Source organism: Pseudoxanthomonas japonensis (genome assembly GCF_043632995.1).
In the GTDB taxonomy this organism is placed as follows: Bacteria; Pseudomonadota; Gammaproteobacteria; order Xanthomonadales; family Xanthomonadaceae; genus Pseudoxanthomonas_A; species Pseudoxanthomonas_A japonensis.
Map to the genome: position 1 here is coordinate 3,857,065 of NZ_CP171632.1, position 25,185 is coordinate 3,882,249.

The window sequence follows — 25,185 nt, forward strand, 5'->3', positions numbered from 1 at the left end:
GCTTTCAGGATTGCGACGAACGGCCGTGGCGCGGATCGACACGGTATCGCGCGGCAGAGGCCGGCGTGCTTGAGCCCCCCTACGGGAGGCGCAGTTTCAGGTCGCGACGGCCCTGTGCTTCATTGCCGTGGTAATCGCGGGCAGTGATCCGGAGGGTGTAGTCGCCCGGCGGCAGCGCGCCCGCCTGCCACGTGCCCTCGCTCCACCTGCCGTCGCGTACCGTGTTGGTGACGCTGTACTTGAACCGCGTGACCGCACTGCCGTGCACGGTGATGCCGCTGCCCGGCGCGTAGGCGATCTGTACCGCCTCGTCGGATGGCAGGCGCTGGAAGTCGAGCGTCATGCGCGGCGACTCGAAGCCGGTGACCGGCGTGCCGTCGTCGTGCAGCAGCTGGTAACCCAGCGCGTACAGGCCCAGACGGCGGCGCGGCAGGTTGCGGTCGACCTGGTCCCACGCATCCACGACGATGCGTACTCCCTGCAGGTCGCGCGGCACCAGGACGCGTCCGTCCTGGCGCTGGTCGATGGGCTGGTCCAGCGTATCGAACAGGGCGACCTCGTCGATCCGCGGCGGATACGTATCGGTGAACCCGGTGAAGCCCAGCGCGATCGCGTTGCGCTCGTAGCCCGACGGTCCGATCGACAGGTGCACGTGCGCCATGCGGTTGACCGTGCCCAGCGCATCGCCCGCGGCGAAGCGGGCGCCGCGGCGCACGCGGATGCGGCTGGGATCACCGCTCAGGTCGCGCAGCAACTGGAAACGCGCGGGATCGAGCAGATCGCCGCGTGGCGTGCGGCCGACGCGCATGTGGATGTAGTCCAGCGGCCCCAGGCCCAGCCCTTCGCTGAGGCCGTTGAAGTTCCATGCCGCGGACGGACTGCTCACCTTGCCATCGGCGATGGCCAGCACGGTCGCGCCGACATCGCCACGGATGTCGAGACCGCCATGCAGGTGGTGCCGGCTCTCGCCGCTGTAATCGCCACGCACTTCGCCCAACGTACCGACCACCTCGTGCCAGCCGTCCTGCGGCGCCAGCGGCCAGCGCCCCGCTGTCTGCGGCAGCGGGTCGTCCTGCGACGGACCGACCGCCACGGGAGCAGGCGCGTTGCCGGCCGCCAGCGGCGCAATGCGATGCACGCGATGGCTGCCGGCATCGGTGAAGTGCACGTCACCGGCGGCGTCGACAGCCAGGCCCGCCGCGCGCGAGAGGCGTTGCCCCGGCAGATGCCCCGCGAGGGCCCGCCAGCGGCCATCGCGCATCACCTGCATCACCCGGCCGCTGAACAGCTCGCCGACATACAGGTGGCCATCGTGCGTCAGCGCCAGCGACAAGGGGCGGCGCGGCCCCGCCTGGTCCGGCAGGTCGGCCTGCATCGGCAAGGTGCTGACGCCGCCCTGCGGCCCGATACGGCGGAGGGCATCGTTGCGCAGGTCGGCCACCCAGACCACGCCGGTGGCATCGACGGCGATGCCGGTCGGCGTATCGAAGCGCGCTTCGCCACCGGTGCCGTCGACGAAACCGGGCATGTCGCCGCCGGCCAGGGTGCTGACCTGGCCATCGCGGTCGATCAGGCGGATGCGGTCGTTGTAGGTATCCGCCACGTAGATGCGCCCGGCACCATCCACGGCGATGCCGATGGGCCCGTTGAACTGCGCCTGCGCCGCGGCGCCATCGCGGAAACCCGCTTCGCCGGTACCGGCGACCGTGCTCACGACGCCCTGGGGCGTCACCTTGCGGATCGCATGGTTGCCGGTGTCGGCGACGTAGAGGTTGCCTCCGGCATCGCGGGCCAGCGCGGACGGCGTGTGGAAGGCCGCGGCCGGACCCGTTCCATCGGCGAAGCCTTCGCGACCGCCCGCCAGTGTCGTGACCATGCCCTCGCGCGTGATGCGGCGGATGCGGTTGTTGTCGCCCGCATCGGCGACGTAGCGCGTGCCGTCCTCCATCACGACGATGCCCCAGGGATCGTCGAAGCGCGCCTGCGGGCCCGCGCCTTCCTGCGTGCCGCGCACGCCGTCGCCGGCAACCAGTGACAACTGCCCGGTCCAGCCGAACGGCGTGACCGGCGGACCGGCATCGGGCACAGGGACGGGAAAACGCGGCGTGACCAGGAAGGTCGCGGCCAGGGCGATGGCGGTCAGGATCACCACCACCCACAGCCAGGCGGTACGGCTCATTGCATCAACGCGGCGAAGAACGGAGCCGCATCATGGGGACTCGGCGCGCGCTTGGGAAGCGCGCCCGCCGCCTCACAGACCCGTCGCCGTCACCTGACAGGGCACGGTGAAGGTCACGGTGCCGCCCGACGGCAGCGTCGGCACGGCCACGCCGCCGCTCACCAACGTCGGCAACGCCGCTGCGCCGGGGCAAGCCGCGCCGCCGCTGGCGGTGCAGCTGATGGGGTTGCCGGACGCCGGGCACGCGAGTCCCGCGCCGGGCGTGTCGCTGACCACGGCGCCGTCGGCGGCCGAGGGACCGGCATTGGAGACGGTCACGGTGAAGTTCCGCACCTGCCCGCTGACGGCAGGGCCCGCAGCCGTCGACTTCACCACCGACACGTCCGCCACGCGAGCGCTGTTGGTGACGGTACAGACGATCGCCTGCCCCGCATGCGCCGCGGTCAGCGTCAGCGTGTTGCCGCTCAGGCTGCCACCGCTGCACGACCACGCACTCGCGGTGTAGGTCCGTGCATTGCCCGCACCGAGGGTCTCGGCCAGCGTGATCACGTTGCCCGGGACGACCTGCACGGCCGCGCCGGTATCGGTCTCGGAGGCGCTGTTGGCGGTGGACGCCAGCGTGGCGGTGTTGGCACCGCCGGTCGCCGACAGCGCCGCGGTGTCGTTGATGGCGGCGTTGACCCAGGTCTTGGCCAGTGCCAGCGTCGCCGTCGCGCTGTTGGTGAACGTGCAGGTGATGGTCTGGCTGGTGCCGTAGCTGGCAGGTGCGATGGCGATCTGGCGCGTCGCCGTATTCACGGTCGCCGGCACCGCGGCGCCGGTCTGGTCGACGCAGCTGCCGGCGGTCATCACGTAACCGGCGGGCGGCGTGGACTCGCTCAGCGTGATCGCGGCGGCGTGGTTGGTGATGGGATACGTCGTGGACGAGACGGGCGTGTTCTGTGCCGTGGTCGCCAGGGTGAACGAGGGCGTCAGCGCGCCGCTGGTGGTGAACGGGAACGTGCCGGTGCCTCCGACGGACTGCTTGCGCACGATCACGCTGGAACCCGGGAAGCTCCAGCGCATTTCCAGTTCGTCGCCGTCGCCACGCGAGCCGATCATGTCGACCCGGAAGGTCAGGCTGGTGATGCCGGTGCCGTTGAACCGCACCGAGCCGCAACCGGTGCCGGTGTTGTTGGTGCTGCAATCGGAACTGCCAGTGCCGTTGAAGCCGGTGCCGGTGGCGCGATAGAAGCGCGACTGCGCAGGATCGACGACGAACTGGTTGTTGCCGGCCAGCTTTTCCAGCGTCACCGCACCGCTTTGCGCACTGAACGTCGCCAGTTCCCAGCGGGTGCTGTTGGGCAGGTTGTTGTTGTAGAAGCCGCCGATGCGGTCGATGTGCAGCACCGGATTGTCGACCGGCTTGCTGAAGGTGACCACGTAGTTCCGCGCGCCGGCGCTGTCGAAGACCATGGTCAGCGATGCGCCGCCACTCACCGTGCCGCCGTACGGATCGCTCCACCGGTTGGTGGTGTTGAAGGTGCCGTTCGAATAGGCCTCGTCGGCAGTACCGGTGAAGGTCACCGTGATGCCGTTGACGGTGGTGTTGGCCGACGCGGTGCCGCTGGTCGTCCAGCTGCCGGTGATCAATGCCAGTGCCGACCCTGCGAGCAGCAGGCCCATGGACAGCAGGGCCGCCTGGGAGAGGCGACGACGCCAGCCGCCGGGGGCGCCGGCGATGCGGGAGACGGGGGAAACGGACAGGCGTGCAGAACGTGCGCCCTGCGGGTGCAAGGCATCAATAGCGCGGTACGACATCGACGAACGGATCCCCTGACGCTTCTGTGGAAGAGGCGCTCCCCAGGTCCATCCGACAACGGACCCTTACCGCTTGCCCCCTGTGGCAAGCCGACCCAAGACGCCTTCCAGGCGAGGAGGGGCCGGCCGAAATGTGACGTGTATCCTAACTTACAGTCGTCACATTTGCGACACGGGTCACACTGAAGGCGCCTGCCGCCATCGCGGCGGCAGGACAGAGGAGGCAGGCCGCCGCGTGGCGTGGCGCGCCCCGGCCCAGGGGCGCCGGCTTCAACCGGTTTCGCGCGGCCGGAAGGGGGAGTCCAGCACGACCGGGTTCAGCGGATCGTCCGGCTGCCCCGCCGCTGCCGCGCACTCGGGCGCCCGCATCGCGGCGGCCGTCGGGTCCTGCCGCTTGGAGCGCTCCGTGAAATGGAACTCGACCGGGATGCGCATCCGGGTCGCGATGCGCCGGCCGTCCACTTCCTCCGGCACGTACCGCAGCGCCGCCACCCATGCCTCCAGGCTCGCCTTGAACTCCTTCAACGACCCGCGCCGGGCCTTCATCGACTGCACCGTCGCCCGGCCGTCTTCGCCGATCGCCACGATCAGGTCGACGTTGGCCTGCGCCGCCGCCCGCATCGCCGCGGGCGGATACGGCAGACGGGGCAGTCGCAGGGCGTCATCGGCATAGCCGGGCCCGTTGCCCCGGTAGTCCATGCCGACCCGCAGGCTGCCATCCGGCTGCGGGATCGCACAGGCCTGCAGCCGGACATGGGTGATGCCCGGCCGGGCCACGCCATCGACCAGCGCGGGCTCGAAACGCCACTGCTTCACACGCGCCTCGATCGCCTCGCGCACCGGCACAGGCAGTCTGGGATTGGCCTGCACGTCCTGCGGGACGCCCTCGGCATCCAGGGCGATCCGCGCGGTCGCCGGAAAACGCACCGGTTCCTTCGCGCCCTCCGCCTGTGCCGCACCCACGCACAGCAGGAGACACAAAACGCTCCACTTCTTCACGACCTTCTCCCCAGGCAGGCCTACGTTCCGGAATCAGCTCGTCGTGATCGGCTTGAACGGCGAGTCCAGTACGACAGGATGGCGAGGATCCTGCGCTGCACCCTCCGCCGCCCGTCGGCATCCGATGGACTGCGCGTCCCGTTCGTTTTTTTCGCGCGCCAACTCCTTCAAGCTGCCGCCCCCCATTTCGAAGTCCACCAGCATCGACATCTGGGTACTGATCGGCGCTGCATCCACTTCTTCGGGGACATAACGCATGGCGGCTACCCACTCCTGCAGCGTCTTTTCGAAGGGCTTCACGGTCCCGGACACCTTTTCGATCCGCTCGACCGAGGCGCGCCCGTCGGCGCCGATACGCATGAAGACATTGAAACTGCCCTCCCGCCCATTGCGCGCCGCCTCCACCGGATACCTCGGCGGGGCCACCATCATCGCGCCGCCCGCCAGACCGGGACCGTTGGACCGGTAGTCCATCGCCATGCGCATGGTGCCGTCGGGCGCGGGAACAGCGCAGGCGTCGAGCGACACGTGGGTGACGCCTGGCTTGGCCACGCCCCCGATCCGGGCCGGCTCGAAGCGCCACTGCATCACACGCTGCTCGACAGCGCTACGCACGGCCGGCGGCAACTTTTCGTTGGCCTGCACCTGCTGCGGCACGCCTTCCGCATCCAGCACCACGCGCGCGTTGGCCTGGAACCTGACCACCTGATCCGTTGCATCCCCCGCCCACGCTGCCGACGCGAAAGCCAGCAGGCCGACAAACAGCATCCCCTTCATGCCCGACCCTCCGTGATGGAGGGCCGAGCATAGCCGCTGCGGCGCCTCAACGCGCGGGCAGCGGGTCTTCCTTGTAGATCGCCACATGCGGCACGCCGTCGGCGCCGATCCAGCCCCGGTACATGCCCTCGGTGTTGAACGGGAACGCCATGCTGCCGTCGGCGCCCAGCGCGATGGCACCGCCGTCGCCGCCGGCCTTGGGGATGTCGCGGTTGATCACGCCCTCGGACGCACGCGCGATGCTGTGCCCGGCCAGGCGCACGCGCGCGCAGACCTCGTGCGCGGCGGCGGCGCGGATGTAGTACTCGCCCCAGCCGGTGCCCGAGAACGCGCAGCGATCGTCGGCCCACGTGCCCGCGCCGATGATCGGCGAGTCGCCGACGCGGCCGTAGCGCTTGTTGGTCATGCCGCCGGTCGAGGTGCCCGCGGCCAGCTGGCCCTTCGCGTCCAGCGCCAGCGCGCCGACCGTGCCGAAATAGGCCTTGCCCGGCAGCGCGAGCGGCGTGTTGCTCGCCTGCGCCTGCTTTTCTTCCTTCAACGCGTTCTGCAGCTGCTGCCAGCGTTTCTCGGTGCGGAAGTACGACGGATCGACCAACGTCACGCCCTGCTCCTTCGCGAAGGCTTCCGCGCCAGCACCGACCATCATCACGTGGCGCGACTTCTCCATCACCGCGCGCGCGAGCGTGATCGGGTTCTTGACCCGGTGTACGCCGGCGACGGCGCCGGCCTTGCCGGTGGCGCCGTCCATGATCGAGGCATCGAGTTCGTTCTTGCCGTCGTGGGTGAACACCGCGCCGCGCGCGGCGTTGAACTGCGGCGCGTCTTCCAGCACGGTGATCGCGGCGGACACCGCCTCCAGCGCAGGCTTGCCCGCAGTGAGTTGCGCATGACCGGCGCGCAGCGCGGCTTCCAGCGCCTTGCGCGCCGCGTCCTCGTCGGCCGGCGTCATGCCGGCGCGTTCGACGCCGGCGCCGCCGTGGATCACCAGCAACGGTGAATCCAATGCCACCAGCACGCCGTTGCGCACGGCGTAGTGGCGCTCGGCGGCCGGCTTGTCGACGCGACCGCTCGGCAGGTGCAGCACGGAATCGACGCCGGCGATGACGGTGTCGACGCGATCGAGGTTCATCGCTTCGTCTTCCACCTGCTTCTGCGCGAAGCCACCCTTCACCACCGTGGCGCCGGCGCCCGGCGCGGTGGCGTACACGCGCGCGCTGCCGTCGCCTTCCACCGCGACCGCGGCATCCTCGTCCACGCCCAATCCCAGGATCGGGCGGCCTGCCAGCGACTCGGCCTTGGCGACGAAGGCGATCAGCCGGCCCAGCCGGTTGCGCTCGCTGAAGTGCGTATCGGTGATCACGCCTTTCAACAGCGCCAGTTGCAGGAAACCGGTCTCGATGGTGTTGTCCGCACCCAGCGGATCGGCCAGCGCGCGCGGGCTGATGATGCTGCCGCCGTCCATCGCACCGTACAGGTACTCGCCCTGCATGGCCAGGCCGGCGCTGGTACCACCCAGCGGCTTGCCGGCACGCACGTGCGCGTCCAGCGCGGCGCCCACCGGCGTGCCGCGCCAGAAGCGCACGTAGCGCGACTGGTCGCCACCGGCGAGGAAGATACCGTCCGCGCGCTTCAGGCTGCGCAGCACGGCGGGATCGCTCGCGCTTTCGCGGTCGCTGAACACATAGGTTTCAACGGATACGATGCCGCCGACCTCGTTGAAGAACTCTTCGCCGATCTCGCCGGCCTGCGACGCGCGCAGCACGACGATGTGGCCGTTGCCGGCCTTCTTCATGAACCAGTGCATCGCGTCGAAGTTGCGGTCGCCGCCGCCCATCAGCAGCAGGCCGGGCTGCACCTGCCCCGGCGTCTTCGCGTTGGTGTCGCCGAGCACGTAGTGCGCCGGCTTGGCGGCCCACGCCGGCAGGGACAAGGCGAGCGCCACCACGCAGATCGCACCGCGCTGCAACATGCCGAAGACTGACACCATGCCGTCGTACTCCCAGGTCGAAGGTCGCGGCAGGATGCCACGCGCCGATGACGAAGGGAGACGAACCGGCGGCACGCTTCCCCCATGCGGAAGCGCGCGGGCTTGGGCTAGAGTGCGGCCATGGCCACCGAATTCGACGACTGGTTCGTCCGCGAAGTGCTTGTCCACGAGCGCGCGCTGTCGCTGTTCCTGCAGCGCAGCTGGCCGCACCGCGACGAATGGCACGACCTGCGCCAGGAGGTCTACGCGCGCGTGTACGAAGCGGCGGGACGGACGCGTCCGGATGCGCCCAAGGCCTTCCTGTTCGCCACCGCGCGCCACCTGATGACCGACCGCCTGCGCCGCAGCCGGGTAGTGTCGATCGAGCCAGTGGGTGATTTCGAGTCCTCGAACGTCTACCTGATCGACGAGGTGTCGCCCGAGCGGTGGACCGGGACCCGGCAGGCGCTCAAGCGCGTGGTCGAGGCCCTGGACCGGCTCCCCGACCGTTGCCGCGAGGTGGTGTGGCTGCGGCGCGTGGAGGAACTGCCGCAGAAGGACGTCGCCTCCCGACTGGGCATCAGCGAGAAGACCGTGGAAAAGCATTTGGCCAAAGGGATGCGCCTGATCGCCGACCACCTGTACGGCGGCGACGCCGTGCCTGCGCTGGACGGGCATCGTGCCCGGCCCATCATGGACGAGGACGATGCGCATGGCCGACAGCAGACAGATTGAGGCGCTCGCCGCCGACTGGCTGGCCCGCCGCGATGCGGACGACTGGACGGCGGACGAACAGCGCCGGCTGGACGCGTGGCTGGCCGCATCCGCGCGGCACAAGGTCGAGTTCCTCCGCCTGCAGTCCGCATGGGCCGAAGCCGGCCGCCTGCAGGCGCTGGCCGCCGGCCTGCCCGCCGGCACGCTGCCGCCCCGCAGCAGCGCGATGGCCGATGGTGGCGAAGCCAGGGCGGACGCGCGCCCGGATCTGCGCGGCCTGACCTTCGCTCCCCGCGACCGCGGCGGCCACCGTCGTCGTGGCTGGCAGCACGGCCTGGCCGCTGCGCTGGCCCTGCTCGTGCTCGGCCCGGTCGCGTGGGGCAGCTGGCAGCTGAGCGGCCGCGAACAGGCGAGCTATGCCAGCACGGTCGGCCAGATCCAGACCATCACGCTGCCGGATGGCTCCACCGCCACGCTGAGCAGCGACAGCCGTCTGGACGTCACCCTCAGCCGCGGCGAGCGGCACGTGGCACTGGCGAAGGGCGAAGCGTTCTTCGACGTCGCCCACGACACGCGCCGCCCGTTCGTGGTCGAGACCGACGGTCGCCGCGTGGCCGCGGTGGGCACGCGCTTCTCCGTGCGACGCGATCCGGAGGAGATCCGCGTGGTGGTGACCGAAGGCAAGGTGCGACTGGAGAGCCGCGCCGGCCCCGACGGCACCGCGCAGCCGGTGTCGCTGTTGCCGGCGGGCAGCGTGGCGACCGCCGGCCGCAACGGCGTGCTGGTGCGTTCGCTGCCGGTGGCGGAAGCGGAACGGTACCTGGAATGGCGCGACGGCTTCCTCACCTTCGACGATACCTCGCTGGCCGCGGCCGCCGCCGAGTTCAACCGCTTCAACACCCGCAAGCTGGAGCTGGGCGACGACGCCGTCGCCGACCTGCGGGTGGGCGGCAACTTCCGCTGGTCCAACGCCGAGGGCTTTGCCCACCTGCTGGAACAGGGATTCCCGGTGCGCGCCGAGCGGCATGCGGACCGCATCGTCCTGCATACACGCTAGGCCGCGCACGCCACGACGAAGGTCATGGGGGGATTTGCGCGGTTCGTTCGTCCTGATAGCCAACAGGCGCCATTCCGAGCGCCCCCGGGGAGAAGTCGATGCGGTATCCAGTGCGCATGCTGTTGTTGAGTGCGGCCTGCAGTGCGGCGCTTGCCGCGCAGGCCCAAGCGGCCCCCGGCCGCATCGATCTGCCTGCGGGCGAACTGACCACGGCGCTCAACACGCTCGCCAAGCAGTCCGGTACGCAGCTCGTCTACCGCGCCGACCAGCTGAAGGGCCGACGCACCAGCGGGGTGCAAGGCGCCGCCACCCCCGACCAGGCGCTCGATCGCCTGCTGCAGGGCAGCGGCTTCCAGGCCAAGCGCGATGCCTCCGGCGCCGTGTTGATCGTGCAGGCCGATGCCACCCCGCGCCGCGCGCCGGCACCCCGCCCCGCACCCCAGGAGGCGCCTCCCGGTGGCGGCGCCGCGCAAGCCGAAGAACCCGTGACCCAGCTGGAAACCCTGCAGGTCACCGGCTCGCGCATCCCGCGCGCGCAGATCGAGGGTCCCGCACCGATCACGGTGGTGACGGCCGAACAGATCCAGGCCGCCGGCTTCACCTCCGTGCCCGACGTGCTGCGCTCGCTCAGCCAGAACAGCGGCACGGTGCAGGGCCAGCAGAACACCACCAGCGCCCAGTCCACGCCGGGCGCGCAGGCGGTCGACCTGCGCGGCCTCGGCCCGAACCACACGCTGGTGCTGATCAACGGCCGCCGCATCGCCGACTTTCCGCTGCCGCTCAACGGCCGCAGCAACTTCACCGACATCGGCAACATCCCGCTCGGCATGATCGACCGCGTGGAAGTGCTGACCGGCAGCGCCTCCGCGGTCTACGGCTCAGACGCGATGGCCGGCGTCATCAACTTCATCCTCAAGAAGTCGGTCGACGGCACCATCTTCGACTACCGCTACGGCGACACCGAGCGAGGCGGCGGCGAGTCGCACCGGCTGACCGTGACCACTGGTTTCGAGCGTGGCGACTTCAGCGGCATCGTCGGCGTGGAACTGCTCGACAAGCGCCCGCTGTGGGGCTACGAGCGTCGCAACCAGGATTCCACGCTGGACTCCCCGCTGGCGCGCCGTCAGCTGCCGCGCCTGACCGCGCAGATCCTCAACTGGGAGGACGACACCAACATCGCGCCCGCCGATGGATGCGCGGCCATGGCCGGCTTGAACGAGGGCACGACCGTATTGGCGGACGACCGTTTCGGCGAGCCCTACTGCGGCAGCGAGCGCGCCATCGCGTATCGCACGATCACCAACGAGCGCAAGGGCGGCAATGTGTTCGGCGCGTTCGAATACCGCATTTCCGACACGCTCTCCTGGTTCGCCGACGCGCAGTTCGGCCACCAGACCGTGCGGCTGCTGACCGGCACCAACGGCAACGATGTGGCGAGCGACCACATGGGCTGGGAATTCCACGACCCGGCGTCGACCAACAACTACCGCGACAAGGTGTTCTACAACGCGCTCACCGACCAGCGCGAGATCTGGACGCGCCAGTTCTCGCCCGAGGAAATCGGCGGCCTGCGCAACCGCATGAACACCACCGTGCAGAAGACGTTTGCGCTGACCACCGGCTTCAAGGGCCAGTTCGGCCAGGACTGGAACTGGGAAGGCGCCTACAACCACTCGCAGTACAAGGCCGACGTGGAGATGCCCCGCATCAAGGCGGATGCGGCCAATCGTCTGTTCCTGGGCGAGCGGCTCGGCTACACCAGCCGTGGCTATGCCATCTACGCACCGGATCCGAACCGCCTGTTCACGCCACTGACGCCGGCGGAATTCGCGTCCATCTCGACCATGTCCACGTTCCGCCCGGTGGCCAAGAACGACAACCTCAGCTTCACCGTCGACAACACCGCCCTGTTCACGCTGCCGGCCGGCGACGTGGGCTTCGCCGGCGCGGTGGAATACGGCAGCCAGTCCTATCGCATCAATCCCGATCCGTTGGCACTGACCGAAGACGCCTACTACGGCCCGCGCTACGGTGATGGCCGTGGCGACCGCGACCGGTGGAGCGTGGCAGGCGAGTTGCGCCTGCCGCTACTGTCCACGCTGGAAGCCAGCCTGGCCAGTCGTTACGACCGCTACGAGTACGGCAACAAGAATCCCGGCAAGTTCACCTACAGCGCCGGCCTGGAGTGGCGTCCGCTGGACACGCTGCTGGTCCGCGGTTCGTACGGCACCGGCTTCCGCGCGCCGGACATGCATTACCTCTTCGCCGGCAACGACTACTACCGCACGCGCTTCGCGACCGACTACTACGATTGCCGTACCGCCGAGCCGGACGCCACCAACGACTACTGCTACGACGACGGCAGCTACGATGTCAGCACGTTCGACGTCTACAGCGGCAACATGGACCTCAACGTGGAGACCAGCAAGTCGTTCTCCGCCGGCTTCGTGTGGTCGCCGTTCAGCGGCTTCGACCTGTCGATGGACTACTACAAGATCAAGGTGATGAACCAGGTGCAGACGCAGGATCGCGAGCGGATCCGTCGCGATGAAGCGAGCTGCCGCCTGGGCGTCACCGACAACGGCACGCCGGTCGACATCAACTCGGCCACTTGCCAGGACGCGATCGCCCGCGTCATCCGCGACAGCGATGGCGTGATCACCAGCGTGCGCTTCAGCCCGATCAACATCGCCAGCGAAGAGACCTCGGGCATCGACACCAGCGTCAGCTACCGCCTGCAGACCGAGCAGGCCGGCGACTTCCGCTTCACCGGCAGCTACACCTGGGTGCATCGCCACGAGAGCCAGCAGTACCCGGGCGACCCGACGCTCGACATGCTGAATTACGAGACCTACAGCCCTGCACTGCCTCGCCGCAAGGGCAATCTGGGCGTGAGCTGGGACAAGGGTGCGTTCGGCGCCAGCCTGTTCGGCAACTACCTGGGCCGCGTGCCGAACTACGCGGACGATGCCTGGATGCCCGATTCATGGCGCTTCAATGCCGGCGCGCGCTACGACATCAACGATCACCTGCGTATTTCGCTGACGGTCAACAACCTGCTCGACAAGATGCCGCCGAAGGATCCGACCTGGTCGAATTATCCGTACTACGACACGGCCTGGTTCGACAGCGTGGGGCGTGCCTACTTCCTGCAGGTCACCTGGAAGCTGGGCGGCAAAGCGCTCTGAGCCTTGGATCGCGACGCACAGGAACAGAGCCCGCCGCAAGGCGGGCTTTTTCTTTCGGGTATGCGATGGGGCGCCAGCGCTGGCGCCCCCTTTTCACCGCTCGGCGCATGCCGGGATCGAGCTTGTTTCGGCTTGGTACCGCAAGAGCCTTCCATTCAGTGCACGCGTGCGCGCGAGGCAGGATCAAGATGGGTCCCAGCGTTCGCTGGGACGACGGCGTGTGCCGTCGAGGTATAGGGCGATCTCCCGCGTCACGCGTGAGCCAAGTACTACGCGTACCGCTCGCCGGATAACCCGATCCCGTCATCCCAGCGCATGCTGGGATCCATGGGCTCTTGCTGCGTCGATCCGCGCCTCACACCGTCCCGCGGTTCTTCCCCTGCCACGGCCGGTACCACTCACGGATGGCCGCCATGTCGACCTCCATGTTGCCGGTCGGGTAATACACGTCGCCGATGCCGATGATCTTTTCGGGGTAATGGAAGTACGCCATCAGGATCGGCACCTGCGCCTGCTGGGCGATCTTGAGGAAGCCGCCCTTCCACTTGTCCACGCGCTTGCGCGTGCCTTCCGGCGTCAGCGCGAACCACATCCTGTCGGACGTGCGGATCATCCGGACCGCCTGCTCCACCGTGCCCTGCGGCGAGCTGCGGTCCACCGGCACCACGCCCAGCTTGCGCAGCAGCGGCGACAGCGGCCACCAGAACAGTTGCGCCTTGCCCAGCACGCGCACCTGGAAGCCCATCGCGATCTTGGCTGCCATGCCCCAGATACCGTCCCAGTTCGACGAATGCGGCGCGACGATCATCACCAGCTTGGGCAGATCCGGCAGCGTGCCCTCGATCCGCCAGCCGAACACTCGCAGGAAGGTGCGCCCCATCCAGCGGGTGAAGCGGTTGGGCGGCACCTGCGGCATGTTGGGCGGGATGCGCGGAACGATGTCGTGGCTCAAACGGTTACTCCCATTGATTCTTCTGCGAGCGGCCGCGCTTGACCTGGCTGCGCTCGCGCTTGGCGTCCAGACGACGCGCCTTCGCCGCACGCGACGGCTTGGTGGCGACGCGCTTCTTCGGCACCACCAGCGCGGCGGCAATGATCGCGGCCAGCCGCTCGCGTGCGTCCTGGCGGTTGCGGTCCTGCGTGCGGAAGCGCTGCGCGTCGATCACCAGCACGCCCTCGTCGGTGAGGCGGCGATCGCGCCTAGTCAGCAGGCGCTCGCGCAGCGGCTCCGGCAGCGACGGTGAACCGGCCACGTCGAAGCGCAGCTCCACCGCGGTCGCCACCTTGTTGACGTTCTGGCCGCCGGCGCCGCTCGCGCGCACGAAGCGCTCGACGAGTTCGTCGTCCGGAATCGCCAGCGTCGGCGTGATCGCGAGTGCGGTGCTCCCCATGCGGCGGATTGTAGTCAGGATAGGCGTCGGTTCGTAGCGTACTGGCGCAGGATCGGCGCCAGTTAACGCCAGATTTACTCCCCGGCAGGCACCCTGTGCCCCCGTTCCACGCCACCCGCACCGCATGATTCCTGCTTCGCTGACCGCGGCCCGCCGGCTTTGCCGCCTTCTCCTCGTCACCGTCGCGCTGGCCTGCGCCAGCACCGCCTTCGCGGCTGAGCCCACCGACGCCGACATCGACCGCCTGTTGAAGGCCTCGCGCGCCGAGAGCCTGCTGGCCGGCATGGTGCCGCAGATGGAAGCCGTGCAGCAGCAGGAGTTCGACAAGCATTTCGCCGGCCAGACGATGACCGAGGAGCAGAAGGCCGAAGTGGCGCGCATCGAGGCCAAGACGCAGGAAATCGTCCGCAAGGCGCTGTCGTGGGAACAGATGCGTCCGGTCTACCTGGACGTCTACAAGAAGACCTACACCCGCGAAGACGTGCGCGCGATCACCAAGTTCTACGAGAGCGCGGCCGGCCAGCGCATGCTCGACAAGAATCCTGCGCTGATGCAGAACATCTTGAGCGCCGTGCAGCTGAAGATGGTGCCGATGCTGGAAGAACTGCAGGGCGAGATCAGGAACATCCCGGTCACGCCACCGCCGCCGGTCTCGCCGCCGCAGAAGCGGCGCCGCACCAGGTAGCGTGCGCTGCGCGCACGATCTCGGAACGAGACGCGCCGCAGGCTCATGCGATTGTGGGAGCGACGTAAGTCGCGATGAAGCGTTACCGGTGGACTATCGCGACTTACGTCGCTCCCACACCCGGTATTGATGCATCAAGCGTCGTGCGCATGGCGCACGCTACGTTGCCAACTGCTCCCGCGGCGGCAATCGCCAGTCGATCGGCGTTTGGCCCTTCTGCGCGAGGTACTGGTTGGTCGCGCTGAAATGCCCGCACCCCAGGAATCCGCGATGCGCCGACAACGGCGACGGATGCGGTGCGCGCAGCACGCGGTGGCGGCGCGTGTCGATGACCTTGCCCTTGGCCTGCGCATAGCTGCCCCACAGCAGGAACACCAGGCCCTCGCGCTCGCGCGCCAGCGTCTCGATGGCGTGGTCGGTGAAGCCCTCCCAACCCTTGCCCTGGTGCGCGCCGGCTTTGCCCTCTTCCACCGTCAGCACGGCATTGAGCAGCAACACGCCCTGCCGCGCCCACGGCAGCAGGCAGCCATGGTCCGGCGGCGCGATGCCGAGGTCGGCATTGATTTCCTTGTAGATGTTCACCAGCGACGGCGGCACCGGCACCCCCGGCAACACCGAGAAGCACAGGCCATGCGCCTGCCCCGGCCCGTGGTACGGATCCTGCCCCAGGATCACCACCTTCACCGCGTCGAACGGCGTGGCATCGAACGCGGCGAAGATCTGCGGTCCCGGCGGATAGATGCGCGCCCCGGCGGCCTTGCGCTGACGCAGGAACGCCGACAGCTCGCGCATGTCCGGCCGCTGCAGCCATTCGCCGATGTGCGCCTTCCAGGAAGGCTCAAGCTTGACGCGGTCGTCGTCCGTCATGCGCTCAGACCAGGCTGCGCGTTTCGTCCATGCGCGCCAGGCGCAACTGGAACAGCACCTTCGTGACCAGCAGGCGTTCGGCGATCGGCTTGAGCACCAGATCATTGGCGCCGGCCTGCAGCAGTTCGGCCTGGTTGTCGCGGTTGCTGTCACCGGTCATCACCAGGATCGGCAGGCGCCGCTTGCCGTAGGCGAAATCCACGCGGATGCGCTGCACGATGTCGCGCCCGCTCAGCTCGCCCTTCAGGATCACGTCGGTCAGCACCAGGTCGAACTTGTGCGTGGACAGGCCCAGCGATTCGGCGGTGAGCAGCGCGAAGGCATCCTCGGCCTTCATCACGTGCACAACGTTGAGCGCCTGCCGCTCCAGCATGCGCTTGGTGGTCTCGGCGACGACGCGGCTGTCCTCGATGTAGAGGATGGTGGCGCCGACCACCGGCTCGGGCTGCACGTAGCCGCGGATGAAGGTCGCCAGCGCTTCGTGGCCCAGCGCCTTGTCGAAATAGTCGGTGACGAATTCGGTGAAGCGGCGTTCTTCCAGGTGCTGCTGCGCATCGCCGGACACGACGATCACCGGCACGTAGGCCTGCCCCGCGGCCTCGCGCACGCTGCGCGCGATCTCCATGCCGTCGCCGTCGGGCAGCGCCAGCGCGGTGGTGACCAGGTGAACTTCGCCCGCCGCCAGCGCGTCGCGCGCCTCGGCGATGCTGGCGCAGCCGATCACCTGCACGCCCGGCAGTTCCCGCTGCAGCACATCGGCGATCAGCTTGCGGACCAGCTTCGACCCGTCCACCACCATCACGCGGGGCGCGTCGCTGATCAGATGCCGGAGCTCTTGGGCCATGAAGGTGCGGGAGGTGTCAGGTGGCAGTCGGGCGAGTCTGACGCAAGAAGTGGCCGGTCACCAGCCATGCCCCCAGCCAGCCGATCACCGTGGCCGCCGCGACGACGACCGTCGCACCGGCCGGGTCCAGCCCCACCAGCACGAACGGACTGCCGTAGCTGCGCGCCAATGCGGCGAGCGGCGCGCGCAACGCCAGCGCCGCCAGCGTCAGCAGGCCGAGCGCCAGCGTACCGGCCGCCAGCCCGTACCACGCACCGAGGTAGATGAAGGGTCGGCGAATGAAGCCATCGCTCGCGCCCAGCAACTGCAGCACGCCGATTTCCTCGCGCCGCGACTGGATGTCCAGGCGCACGGTGTTGCCGACCACCAGCAGCGCACCCAGGCCGAACAGCGCGGCAAGCACCCACACCAGCCGCTTGCCGAACTCCATCCAGCCGGCGAGGCGTTCGCGCCAGGCGGCGTCGTGCTGCAGCAGGTCGGTTTCCGGCAGCGCCTCGAGCGCGGCGACGAGGCGTGCGTCGTCGCCTTCCGGCACCACCACCAGCAGGCTGGGCAGCGGATTGCCATCCAGCAGGTCCAGCGAACCGGCCAGCCCGCTGCGCTCGCGGAATTCCGCCAGCCCCTGCTCGGGCGTGCGCAGGTCCACGCGCGCGACATCGTCGCGACTGCGCAGCGATTCCGCCAGCGCCTGCGCCCGCGCGACCGGCGTCTCCGGCGTCAGGAACAGGTCGATCTCGCGCGACTGCTGCACGTCGCCGGCGAAATGGCCGACGTTCTGCAGCGCCAGCCACAGGCCGAGCGGCAACACGAATGCGACCGCCATCACGCCGATCGTCAGCAGCGTGGCCCACGGACGACGCACCGTGCGTCCCAGGCTGGAAACGAAACTGTAGAGATGCTGGTCCAGCCAGATGCCGAACCCGGAGCGCGCCTGCGCGCGGCTGTTCTTCGCGTCGCTCATTCGGCCAGGTCCGCCGGGGAAATGTCGTCGACCAGCTTGCCGTGGTCGAGGATCAGCACGCGCTTCTTCATGCGCTTCAGCAGCGACAGGTCATGGCTGACCACCAGCACGCTGGTGCCGCGCTCGGGCATGGAGGCGAACAGCGACATGATCTCCGCCGCCAGCGTCGGATCGAGGTTGCCGGTCGGCTCGTCCGCCACCAGCAGGCGCGGCTCGGCAACGATGGCGCGCGCGATACCGACGCGCTGCTGCTCGCCGGCGGACAGCTGCGTGGGCAGCGCGCTCTCGCGATGGCCCAGGCCCAGCCGCGCCAGCACTTCGCGCACGCGCTTGCCGATGTCGCCGCGGCGGTCGCCGCGCAGGATCAGCGGCAGCGAGACGTTCTCCATCACCGTGCGGTCGGTCAGCAGGCGATGGTCCTGGTAGACCGCACCGACCTCGCGGCGATGCAGCGGAATGCGCCCGCCGCGCACCTTCAGCAGGTTCCTGCCACCGAACACGACGGCGCCGCGACTGGGACGCTCGCTCAGGTGGATCAGCTTCAACAGCGTGCTCTTGCCGGCACCGGAGTGGCCGGTGACGAACAGCATCTCGCCCTCGGCTACCTCGAAGCTGACGTCCTCCAGCGCCGCGTGGCCGCCGGGGTACTGCTTGCTGACGTTTTCGAATCGAAGGACGCTCATGTGCGTCGATTATGCCGGAGCGGTCGCGACGCTGGCGATGGCGCCGCGCAAAGAAAAAGCCGGGACATGCCCGGCTTCTCCTCGATACGCACGATGACAGGGCTCAGCCGCCGGACACCAGCGAACGGATCTTGCGGCCCAGCTTGGTCAGGAAGCCCGCATTGTCGTCGGCCGGCTTGGGCGCAGCCGCCGGCTTCGCGGCGACCGGCGCGGCATTCGCCACGGCGCCTTCGGCACCCTCGAGCGGACGGCCATGGCGACGACGACGGCGCTTGCGCGGCTTGCGCTCGCCTTCCGGCAACGCGGCCGCGTCGGCACGGACTTCGTCGTTCGCCGGCCGCGGCGCCTGCGGCTTCGGCGCTTCGCCTTCCGGACGCGGCGCGCGCGGCGGACGCGGCTTGCCGTCGGCCGAACGCGGACCGTCGCGGCGACCGCCCTCGCGACGGCCACCGTCGCGACGACCGGCACCACCGGATCCACCCGGCTTGCGACCACCGCCACGACGTTCCTCGTCGGCGGCTTTCTGCTCGCGTGCCTCGCGGAAGATCTGGCTGACGCTCTCTTCTTCCTCGTCGCCCTCACCGGCGACCGGCTTCGGACGTTCCGGACGCGGCAGCGCGGTCAGCAGTTCGGCCGTGACCGGCTCGGACGGAATCTTCTGCTCGATGTAGGCCTCGATGTCGGGCAGCGACATCGCATAGCGCTCGCAGGCAAAGCTGATCGCGTCGCCCTCGGCGCCGAGGCGCGCGGTGCGGCCGATGCGGTGCACGTAGTCCTCGGCATCGAACGGCAGGTCGTAGTTGAACACGTGCGACACGCCGTCGATGTGCAGGCCGCGCGCGGCCACGTCGGTCGCCACCAGCAGTTCCAGCTGGCCCGCCTGGAAGCGCTTCAGCAGCGACTCGCGCTTCTTCTGCGGCACGTCGCCCGACAGCACGCCGACGCGGTAGCCCGCGCGTTCCAGCGCACGCGCCACGCGTTCGACGAACGCCTTGGTGTTGACGAACACCATCGTGCGCGCGCCTTCGCTGCGCGACAGCAGGCCGATCAGCAGCGGGATCTTCTCTTCGTCGGCCGGGTAGTACAGCTTCTGCCGCACCTTGGCCGCGGTGATGAACTCGGTCTCGACGACGAGCTTCTCCGGCTCGTTCATGTGCTCGTACGCCAGCTCCAGTACGCGGTGCGACAGCGTGGCCGAGAACAGCAGCGTCTGCCGCGTGGTGCGCTCGGGCATGCGGCGCAGCAGGAAGCGGATGTCCTTGATGAAGCCGAGGTCGAACATGCGGTCGGCTTCGTCCAGCACGCACATCTCGCACGCGTGCAGGCTGACCACCTTGTGCTGCTTGACGTAGTCGATCAGGCGACCCGGGGTGGCGATGATGACGTCGACGCCCTGCTGCAGCAGTTCACGCTGCTTGTCGTAGTCCACACCGCCGTAGACCAGCGCGAAGCGCAGGCCGAGGTCGGCGCCGAACTTCACCGCATCCTTGTGGATCTGGATGGCCAGTTCACGGGTCGGCGCCAGGATCAGCGCGCGCGGATCTTCCGGCTTGCGCTCGGCCAGCGCCGGGCGGGTCAACAGGCGGTTCATCACCGCGACCAGGAAGGCCAGCGTCTTGCCGGTACCGGTCTGCGCCTGGCCGGCGACATCGCCGCCCTTCAGGGCGACCGGCAGTGTCATCGCCTGGATCGGTGTGCAACGGGAGAAACCTGCGCCTTCCAACCCGGCGAGCAGCGCCGGATGCAGGTCGAACGAGGAGAACGTGATGTCGGTTAACGGTTTGTCGCTCATGCCTTCTTCTTTGCGTCGCTGTGTTCCGCGCGCGTCTCGTATGAATGCGGTGGGTGTGCTTGCAACGGCCTGACCGGCGTCGCACACTGCGCCCCCTGTGCCGGGTTGCGCGACCACCTGGGAACCCTTGATAAAGGTCGCGGAACGCCCCAGTTTACCCCAATCGTGGTGGCCGTCCCGGCCCGAACCCGTCCGCGCCCTTCCGCGGACCCCGCAGGAGATCCCCGTGAGCGACAAAGTGACCCACGTCGGCGATGCCGATTTCGATGCTGCCGTGCTGCAGTCCGGCGAGCCGGTGCTGGTGGACTTCTGGGCCGAATGGTGCGGCCCGTGCAAGATGATTTCGCCGGTCCTCGACGAACTGGCCGAGACCTACGGCGGCAAGCTGAAGGTCGCCAAGGTCAACGTGGACGAGAACCGCGCCACCGCCATCAAGTACCACGTCCGCTCCATCCCGATGCTGCTGCTGTTCAAGGACGGCCAGATCCAGGCCACCCAGATCGGCGCCGTGGGCAAGGGCCAGCTGACCCAGATGATCGACAAGGCGCTGGGCTCCCAGGCCGCCTGACGCCCTCGCCACGCCCCCGCCACCGCGGGGGCGCAGGCTGAATCCGCTTGAACCCGCCGCTCCCAGCGGCTTGCCGCTACCCCGGGCCCGGTGGTAGTGTCGGCCCCGAAATCCGGCGCAGGGGATGCGCCGCACCCATCTGAATACCCACTCTTCACTTCACCCCGCCGCCGCAACGCCGGCGCTCGCCACCTAGCGAGGATTCGCAACTTGTCCGACAGCAGCAACGAAACCGGCGCCCCCGCCGAGAAGCGCGTGCGCAAAGCCCGTGCTCCGAAAACCCCGTCCGCCGACACCCCCGCCGCGCCGACCGAGCGCGCGTCCGACCCGGCCCCCCAGCTTCCGCTTCCGCCGCCCGCCGCGGCCGAACGCGCACCCGCTCCCGCAGCACCCGCGCCGTCCCATGACGGCGGTGGCGATGCGCCCGCTCCGCAGGCGCAGGCGGGCGGCAGCCAGCAACACGAAGGTAGCGGCCAGCAGGAAGGCGGCGACCAGCGCGACGGCAACCGCTTCAACAACAATCGCCGCGACCGCTTCCGCAACCGCCGCGAACGCAACCGCGAGCGCCATGGCAACGACGGCATGCCGCAGGACGGCGGCAACGGTGGCCAGCAGGACAACTACGTGCCGCGGCAGCCGCCGAGCGTGCCGGAGGGCTTCCCGCAATACTCGCTGGGCGACCTCAAGCGCATGCCCGCGCCCAAGCTGCTGGACATCGCCGAGCAGCTGAACATCCAGGAAGGCGTCGCCCGCGCCCGCAAGCAGGACGTGATCTTCGCGCTGCTGAAGGTGCTGACCCGACACGGCGAAGGCGTCGCCGCCGACGGCGTGCTGGAAATCCTGCCGGACGGCTTCGGCTTCCTGCGCGCCGCCGAAGCCAGCTACCTGGCCGGCCCGGACGACGTGTACATCAGCCCCAGCCAGATCCGCCGCTTCAACCTGCGTACCGGCGACCATCTGGCCGGTCGCATCCGCTGGCCGAAGGACGGCGAGCGCTACTTCGCGCTGTCGACCATCGACACCATCAATGGCGAGCCGCTGGAAGCGTCGAAGAACAAGGTGCTGTTCGAGAACCTGACGCCGCTGTTCCCGCGCCGCCGCTTCACCCTGGAGCGCGGCAACGGCTCGTCGGAAGACATCGCCGGCCGCATCCTCGACCTGATGGCGCCGCAGGGCAAGGGTCAGCGCGCGCTGATCGTGTCGCCGCCCAAGGCCGGCAAGACGATCATGATGCAGCAGATCGCCACCGCCATCACGACCAACCACCCGGACGTGCACCTGATCGTGCTGCTGGTGGACGAGCGTCCGGAAGAAGTGACCGAAATGCAGCGCACCGTGCGCGGCGAAGTGGTCAGCTCGACGTTCGACGAACCCGCCGCGCGCCACGTGCAGGTCGCCGAGATGGTGATCGAGCGCGCCAAGCGCCTGGTCGAGCACAAGAAGGACGTGGTGATCATGCTCGACTCGATCACCCGCCTGGCCCGCGCCTACAACAACGTCGTGCCCAGCTCCGGCAAGGTGCTGACGGGCGGCGTGGATGCCAACGCCCTGCACCGCCCGAAGCGCTTCTTCGGCGCCGCGCGCAACGTCGAAGAAGGCGGCTCGCTGACCATCATCGCCACCGCGCTGGTCGAGACCGGCAGCAAGATGGACGAGGTGATCTACGAAGAGTTCAAGGGCACCGGCAACAGTGAAGTGCACCTCAACCGTCGCATCACCGAGAAGCGCGTCTACCCGGCCATCGACATCAACCGCTCCGGCACCCGCCGCGAGGACTTGCTGATCGAACCGGAGCTGCTGCAGAAGATCTGGATCCTGCGCAAGCTGCTGCACCCGATGGACGAGATCGCGGCGATGGAGTTCCTGCTCGACAAGATGAAGAACACCAAGTCCAACGACGAGTTCTTCAGCTCGATGAAGCGCTGATCCGGCGACGGAGAGGCAAAGAAAACGCCCCGCATTGCGGGGCGTTTTTGTTGGTGGATCAGCCCCTCGGCGACAACGGCGTCAGCAGGCGCAAACCTTCCTTGCCCAGCTGGCGCGGCTGGCCAGCCGCCATCGCCTCGGGCGAACTGTCGACGAGATCGGGATCCACCCAGGGAGCCTTATGCCGTGGACCGGGAATGTAGCCGACCCAGCGGCCGTAGCGCGGACGGGACGTCCCCATGGTGAAATCCACCGGCACACGGACCGACCAGTATTCGGCATCCACGTCATCGCCTCGAGCAGGGGGCGTGAATTCCCATTTCCGGGCCGCACTGATCGAGGCATCGGCGAACATGTCGCGCAGCTTGCCCATCATGTTTTCCGTGGTTACGACGCGGAGGTTCACCTGCTCTGCCACGACGTCCTGCACGCGACCGTCGCGTCCGACCTTGACGACCAGATACACCGTCCCCTGCGCACCGCCCATCGCGGCCGGCCGGGGATAACGCGGCGGCTCCATCTTCCTGCTGGCGATCTCGTAGCCCTCTTCCGTGGACTGCGGGTAGAAGCTGGTCGCCTGCACGCGCATGAGGAAGTTGTCATCGTCAACTTTTTTCGCCACCAGCATCAGCGTCATGTTGTTGCGCAGCTGGACGGGCTTGCCGTCCAGCGTAGGTGGCTCGAAGGTCCACACCGAGAGGTTGTTGCGGATGAAGGCTTCGACACCCGGCGGCAGCTTGTCCGGATCCTTGAGCGAGTACTCAGTGATGGCGCCCTTCTCGTCCACCGTGATCTCGCCATCTACCATCAGGCTGGCCTCCAGTTGCTTGCGGACCGAGCCAGCGCCCTGCGCGTGCGCCCAAGTCGAAAACAACAGAAGCCCCATTGCCATCCACGTGCGCATTGCGGTTTCTCCTTTGTTGGAATCGTAGTGCTACGGCTTTATGGAGAAGCCGGTGTTTCCCGGCACTTCAGGATCATGCTCATTGCGACCCCGACAGGTCAGACACCGCTTTCCCTGGCTCCGCGCATGCCTGGTATCTTGATCCCGCCCCCTAAAGCATTGAACCGACGACATCCTCTTGCAGCGATAGCGTGGAATCCACCGGCAAGACGCGAGGATCGACGAGGACGCTGCCGGGCGGCAGCGTAGTCCTGTTCTGGATCGCCCAGGGAGAGGTTGCCATCGGCCAGCCGATATGACGGTAGTCGGTGTCGCCCTTCAGGTCGCGCGGCCAGAACGTTACCAGCACCAGCACCTCGCGCGGGAACACCGCGCGGCTACCCTGGCGTGAGCCGGCGACCAGCTTCCAGTGCCGCGCCGCCTCCACACTGGCCTGGCCGAAGCGCTCGCGCCATTTCGCACGGATCGCCTCGTCCTTGATGTGGGTCAGCAGGCCCATGTGCTTGACGGTCGCATGCGCGACGCTTCCCTCGTCGTCCAGCCCGAGCTGTAGCAGCACACGCGAGCCGGCACGGGCTTCGAGCAGGACGCGCGGGTATTCCGGAAGCGGTGTCCCCGGCGCCAGTGAGGGCGCGCCGATCCACACTTCAGTCAGGCGCAGGCCGTAGCCCTGCTCAAGGCTGACGGCCTCCAGTGCCATTCGTACATGCGTTTCGCCCTCGGCAGTTTGGCCGTCTTTACCTGCAAGTCGCCACCCGCCCACGCTTTTCGCGACCTGCGCGGCCACCGGCGCGCTGACCTGTGGCTCGGGCTCGAACCGCATCACCGCGCCATCGGCGGCCAAGCGCACCGTGCCCGCCACCTCCAGCCTGATGGCGGCGTCCCGCTGCTGTGCATCGGCATGCCAGGACAAGCAGACAACAGCAGCCGCCAGGATCATGCGCTCGACTAGACCTGCGCTCCACCTCCACCTGCGGTGCACCTGCATACTCATGCCCCATCCAACGGCGTCAGCAACTTCGGGCCGCGTTTCTCGCCCGCCAGATGTATGCCCCCCTCCGCCAGCGCATCCGGGGAGAATCCAGGCGCATCCTCATCGGTTGCCCACGCCGGCCGCGTATGGGGTCCCGGGATGTAGACCTCCCACTTGCCGTAGCGCTGTGCGTTCTGGAACGCGAAATCCACCGGCACCCGGGCGAGCCAGTAAGGTTGGTTGGCCTGCTCGCCCGCAGTCGGCGGCACGAATTTCCACTTGCGAGCCGCCTCCATGGCCGCGTCGGCGAATCTTTTGCGGTATTGCGCCATCTGGGCTTCGTTGCTGACGATCCGGAGATTGACCTGCTCGGTAGCCACGTCGTCCACGGTGCCGTCCCGCTTGATCCGGACCAGCAGGTAGGCGGTGCCCTGCGCGCCGCTCTGCGCCGGCCCCATCGGATAGCGCGGCGGCGTCATCACGCGACCCGTTATCTGTTCGTCCTGCGGCACGGCCTTGCCATCGCTGAAGTCGGCGGCGCGGATGGAAACCTGCATCTTGCCGTCACCGACCAACTTGCCAACCAGCAATGCGCTCACCAGCGTCATTGCCCGGCGAGGCTCGCCGTCCACGACGGTGGGTTCGAATTGCCAGGTCATGACGTTGCGGGTGACGAAATCGGCAATGCCCGCAGGCAACTTCTCGGGCGTGTCGAGGACTACCTGTTCGACGACGCCGTCGGTGGCGATATGGATCGCGCCCGTTACCCTGAGGCTGGCCTCGGTCTGCTTGCGGACCTCCGCCGCACCTTGGGCGCCCGCGACCTGCGCCATGCCCAGCGCGACGAGCAGAAACAACATCACGCATACCTTTCCCTGCTTCATCATGCCCCCTCACCCCCTGGAAGCGGC

At 68.5% G+C, this 25,185-nt stretch carries 21 protein-coding genes and 1 pseudogene; 6 read left to right on the forward strand and 16 right to left on the reverse strand.

All coding sequences use genetic code 11. The annotated features are described in order from the left end of the window. Window positions 1–79: 79 nt before the first annotated feature. From ACGHX3_RS18115 to ACGHX3_RS18140, 6 genes and pseudogenes are all read right to left on the reverse strand, one after another. The gene (locus ACGHX3_RS18115) at window positions 80–2,179 is read right to left on the reverse strand and encodes an SMP-30/gluconolactonase/LRE family protein (protein WP_213603612.1); all 2,100 of its coding nucleotides are present in this window, start codon (window positions 2,177–2,179) and stop codon (window positions 80–82) included. 72 nt (window positions 2,180–2,251) lie between these two features. Next, window positions 2,252–3,979: a DUF11 domain-containing protein gene (locus ACGHX3_RS18120; protein ID WP_213603614.1), complete on the reverse strand. Its 1,728-nt coding sequence runs from the start codon at window positions 3,977–3,979 to the stop codon at window positions 2,252–2,254. A gap of 270 nt (window positions 3,980–4,249) precedes the next feature. Next, window positions 4,250–4,978, reverse strand: a complete 729-nt coding sequence (locus tag ACGHX3_RS18125) for an energy transducer TonB (protein ID WP_213603616.1) — start codon at window positions 4,976–4,978, stop codon at window positions 4,250–4,252. A gap of 33 nt (window positions 4,979–5,011) precedes the next feature. Further along, window positions 5,012–5,755: an energy transducer TonB gene (locus ACGHX3_RS18130; protein ID WP_213603618.1), complete on the reverse strand. Its 744-nt coding sequence runs from the start codon at window positions 5,753–5,755 to the stop codon at window positions 5,012–5,014. A gap of 46 nt (window positions 5,756–5,801) precedes the next feature. Further along, a complete protein-coding gene (locus tag ACGHX3_RS18135) occupies window positions 5,802–6,782 on the reverse strand; it encodes an isoaspartyl peptidase/L-asparaginase family protein (RefSeq protein ID WP_249720408.1) in 981 nt (326 codons plus the stop codon). Between the two features lie 249 nt (window positions 6,783–7,031). Further along, window positions 7,032–7,742, reverse strand: a pseudogene (locus ACGHX3_RS18140) (cyanophycinase); the annotation flags it as partial. Window positions 7,743–7,862: 120 nt separating this feature from the next. Between ACGHX3_RS18140 and ACGHX3_RS18145 the strand changes: the two are divergent. From ACGHX3_RS18145 to ACGHX3_RS18155, 3 genes are all read left to right on the forward strand, one after another. Then, the gene (locus ACGHX3_RS18145; RefSeq protein ID WP_162338775.1) at window positions 7,863–8,456 is read left to right on the forward strand and encodes an RNA polymerase sigma factor; all 594 of its coding nucleotides are present in this window, start codon (window positions 7,863–7,865) and stop codon (window positions 8,454–8,456) included. Then, a complete protein-coding gene (locus ACGHX3_RS18150; protein ID WP_213603620.1) occupies window positions 8,434–9,492 on the forward strand; it encodes a FecR domain-containing protein in 1,059 nt (352 codons plus the stop codon). Before ACGHX3_RS18145 ends, ACGHX3_RS18150 begins: the two co-directional genes overlap by 23 nt. A gap of 98 nt (window positions 9,493–9,590) precedes the next feature. After that, complete coding sequence (locus ACGHX3_RS18155; protein ID WP_213603622.1) at window positions 9,591–12,680, forward strand: TonB-dependent receptor; 3,090 nt, start codon at window positions 9,591–9,593, stop codon at window positions 12,678–12,680. 355 nt (window positions 12,681–13,035) lie between these two features. Here ACGHX3_RS18155 and ACGHX3_RS18160 read toward each other — a convergent pair whose 3' ends face one another. Both ACGHX3_RS18160 and arfB read right to left on the reverse strand, forming a co-directional pair. After that, window positions 13,036–13,596 carry a lysophospholipid acyltransferase family protein gene (locus ACGHX3_RS18160; RefSeq protein WP_162338805.1) on the reverse strand — a complete coding sequence of 187 codons (561 nt, stop codon included), beginning with the start codon at window positions 13,594–13,596 and terminating at the stop codon, window positions 13,036–13,038. Window positions 13,597–13,636: 40 nt separating this feature from the next. Next, the gene (arfB, locus tag ACGHX3_RS18165; protein ID WP_213603624.1) at window positions 13,637–14,071 is read right to left on the reverse strand and encodes an alternative ribosome rescue aminoacyl-tRNA hydrolase ArfB; all 435 of its coding nucleotides are present in this window, start codon (window positions 14,069–14,071) and stop codon (window positions 13,637–13,639) included. A gap of 124 nt (window positions 14,072–14,195) precedes the next feature. Between arfB and ACGHX3_RS18170 the strand changes: the two genes are divergently transcribed. Then, the gene (locus ACGHX3_RS18170) at window positions 14,196–14,756 is read left to right on the forward strand and encodes a DUF2059 domain-containing protein (RefSeq protein ID WP_213603626.1); all 561 of its coding nucleotides are present in this window, start codon (window positions 14,196–14,198) and stop codon (window positions 14,754–14,756) included. Between the two features lie 159 nt (window positions 14,757–14,915). Here the strand turns inward: ACGHX3_RS18170 and ung are convergent, their stop codons facing one another. From ung to rhlB, 5 genes are all read right to left on the reverse strand, one after another. Continuing rightward, the gene (ung, locus tag ACGHX3_RS18175) at window positions 14,916–15,623 is read right to left on the reverse strand and encodes a uracil-DNA glycosylase (RefSeq protein WP_213603627.1); all 708 of its coding nucleotides are present in this window, start codon (window positions 15,621–15,623) and stop codon (window positions 14,916–14,918) included. A 4-nt stretch (window positions 15,624–15,627) separates the two neighbouring features. Then, on the reverse strand, window positions 15,628–16,467 hold the full coding sequence (locus ACGHX3_RS18180; RefSeq protein ID WP_162338769.1) for a response regulator: 840 nt from the start codon (window positions 16,465–16,467) through the stop codon (window positions 15,628–15,630). A gap of 16 nt (window positions 16,468–16,483) precedes the next feature. Continuing rightward, window positions 16,484–17,428 (reverse strand): permease-like cell division protein FtsX, encoded by a 945-nt coding sequence (gene ftsX, locus ACGHX3_RS18185; RefSeq protein ID WP_213603629.1) that lies wholly within the window; start codon window positions 17,426–17,428, stop codon window positions 16,484–16,486. Further along, a complete protein-coding gene (ftsE, locus tag ACGHX3_RS18190) occupies window positions 17,425–18,111 on the reverse strand; it encodes a cell division ATP-binding protein FtsE (protein ID WP_213603631.1) in 687 nt (228 codons plus the stop codon). Before ftsE ends, ftsX begins: the two co-directional genes overlap by 4 nt. 103 nt (window positions 18,112–18,214) lie before the next feature. After that, entirely contained in the window at window positions 18,215–19,903 is a 1,689-nt protein-coding gene (gene rhlB / locus ACGHX3_RS18195) for an ATP-dependent RNA helicase RhlB (RefSeq protein ID WP_213603633.1), read from the reverse strand. Window positions 19,904–20,129: 226 nt separating this feature from the next. On the opposite strand from rhlB, the gene trxA reads away from it, so the two are divergent. Together trxA and rho are read left to right on the forward strand one after the other, a co-directional pair. Then, on the forward strand, window positions 20,130–20,471 hold the full coding sequence (trxA, locus tag ACGHX3_RS18200) for a thioredoxin TrxA (RefSeq protein ID WP_062350453.1): 342 nt from the start codon (window positions 20,130–20,132) through the stop codon (window positions 20,469–20,471). A 210-nt stretch (window positions 20,472–20,681) separates the two neighbouring features. After that, window positions 20,682–22,397: a transcription termination factor Rho gene (gene rho / locus ACGHX3_RS18205; RefSeq protein WP_213603635.1), complete on the forward strand. Its 1,716-nt coding sequence runs from the start codon at window positions 20,682–20,684 to the stop codon at window positions 22,395–22,397. A 58-nt stretch (window positions 22,398–22,455) separates the two neighbouring features. On the opposite strand, the gene ACGHX3_RS18210 is transcribed toward rho, so the two are convergent. From ACGHX3_RS18210 to ACGHX3_RS18220, 3 genes are all read right to left on the reverse strand, one after another. Then, window positions 22,456–23,301, reverse strand: a complete 846-nt coding sequence (locus ACGHX3_RS18210) for an energy transducer TonB (protein ID WP_213603637.1) — start codon at window positions 23,299–23,301, stop codon at window positions 22,456–22,458. Between the two features lie 151 nt (window positions 23,302–23,452). After that, entirely contained in the window at window positions 23,453–24,241 is a 789-nt protein-coding gene (locus ACGHX3_RS18215; RefSeq protein ID WP_213603639.1) for a hypothetical protein, read from the reverse strand. Between the two features lie 50 nt (window positions 24,242–24,291). After that, window positions 24,292–25,161 carry an energy transducer TonB gene (locus ACGHX3_RS18220; RefSeq protein WP_213603641.1) on the reverse strand — a complete coding sequence of 290 codons (870 nt, stop codon included), beginning with the start codon at window positions 25,159–25,161 and terminating at the stop codon, window positions 24,292–24,294. Window positions 25,162–25,185 lie beyond the last annotated feature (24 nt).